Here is a 1,410-nt window from a genome sequence, read left to right on the forward strand (position 1 = left end):
AGGCGGTCTCTTTTTTGTTAGAAAATGCTCATAAATTATCGCTTATTCAAGCGGTATGAGGGAAAGGTCCATTGACTAAAGCGCTATGGGGGGAGCTCCATTGACTAAAGGCGCTATGGGGAAGCTCTATTGACTAAAGTGCTATGGGAGGGAAGCTAGGGGGTAGAGCCTTTGTCATTTGAGGTGAGAGGAAGGCAAAAAATGGCATTTTTGAGCAGTGTTAAGCTCTTTTGCCTTTGAGGTATTTTTTGTCTTTTTAAGAAGTCCTTGCCAATGAAGCAGCGCTTGTTAAGCTTCAACAGTGTTTCAGTATGGTGATATTGATATAAAAAGTTATGGTGTTTTTGTGTTTTTCAGTCTGCTTCATGGAGATCTGTAAGCCAATCCGATGACAGAGGAGATGCATGGTCATTTTCTTGAAAACAGAAGAATTTTTGGGAAGAACAAGAAGATTGCGGACCCTTATTAACGAAAGCGCTATGGGAGCGAAGCTAGGGAGTTAGAGCCTTTGTCATTTGAGATGTGAGACAAGTAAAAATGGCATTTTTGAAGGCGATGATATTTGGCCAATAAAAATAAAAACACAATAAAAACTAAACTAAAACAAAGGAAAAATTAAACTAAAAAAGGCCCCATTTTATAAAGGGCCTTTTTATTTAAATTTTACAATATATACAAAATGTATATAACCTTACTTTAAGAACTTTTTGTATCTTATATTCTAGTAGCAACAAGTTGTACGAAATATATAATAAGTGATCCTAAAAAACCAGCTATTGCATTCAATAAATTTTCTGCTTTATCGTATATATCGTTGATTGATGCTTGTTCTGATGCGCTTCTATTACTGACTCTCAGTATATTCAATGTATCCGATGTGTCCCTTACTTGTTTAACAAACTGTAAATTTGTTTTCTCAATAGTATAAGGAGCAACAATAGGAGAGGGTTGTTTATTGACTATACGATCAGATTTTTGAATCGCGAGAGCTAAACCACTTGTAATAGCCCCAGCTATGAAAAAATATCTGATATTCATAGTTTTTCTCCTATATTTATTTCGATAAATAAATATCGATACGTATCATATATAAATTCGATTTAAATAACTATAGTAAAAATACAACAATCACAAAAAAGAATAAACTTTGTCTATATTTTGACAAAATTTACTCTTAATTGCCTTAATGAATTCTTTCAGATTCGATTTTATGAAGGCGTAAAAAAGTTTGAAAGCTCTGTAGGCAAGTGGAATCCCATAAGGTGGGTGATACAATAGTTGCTAGCAAACTTCTTTTTGTGCCTTTGACCAAGGATTCATAAAAATGAGGGTTCATAAAAATGAGATGCGATGAAAATTGAGTAAAACCCTTGAAGGGAAGGATTCACTCTATTGAAGGCGGAGTGCATC

At 34.3% G+C, this 1,410-nt stretch carries 1 protein-coding gene; it reads right to left on the reverse strand.

The genetic code is table 11. The annotated features are described in order from the left end of the window. Window positions 1–714: 714 nt before the first annotated feature. Window positions 715–1,038 (reverse strand): hypothetical protein, encoded by a 324-nt coding sequence (locus tag ACFIL8_RS10275; protein ID WP_375613621.1) that lies wholly within the window; start codon window positions 1,036–1,038, stop codon window positions 715–717. Between the last annotated feature and the right edge of the window lie 372 nt (window positions 1,039–1,410).

The sequence above is a fragment of the Bartonella sp. AP57NXGY genome (assembly GCF_042195805.1).
GTDB lineage: Bacteria > Pseudomonadota > Alphaproteobacteria > Rhizobiales > Rhizobiaceae > Bartonella.

Coding starts and splice junctions, on each gene's coding strand:
- ACFIL8_RS10275 (WP_375613621.1), bottom strand. CDS start 1,038: ATGAATATCAGATATTTTTTCATAGCTGGGGCTATTACAAGTGGTTTA.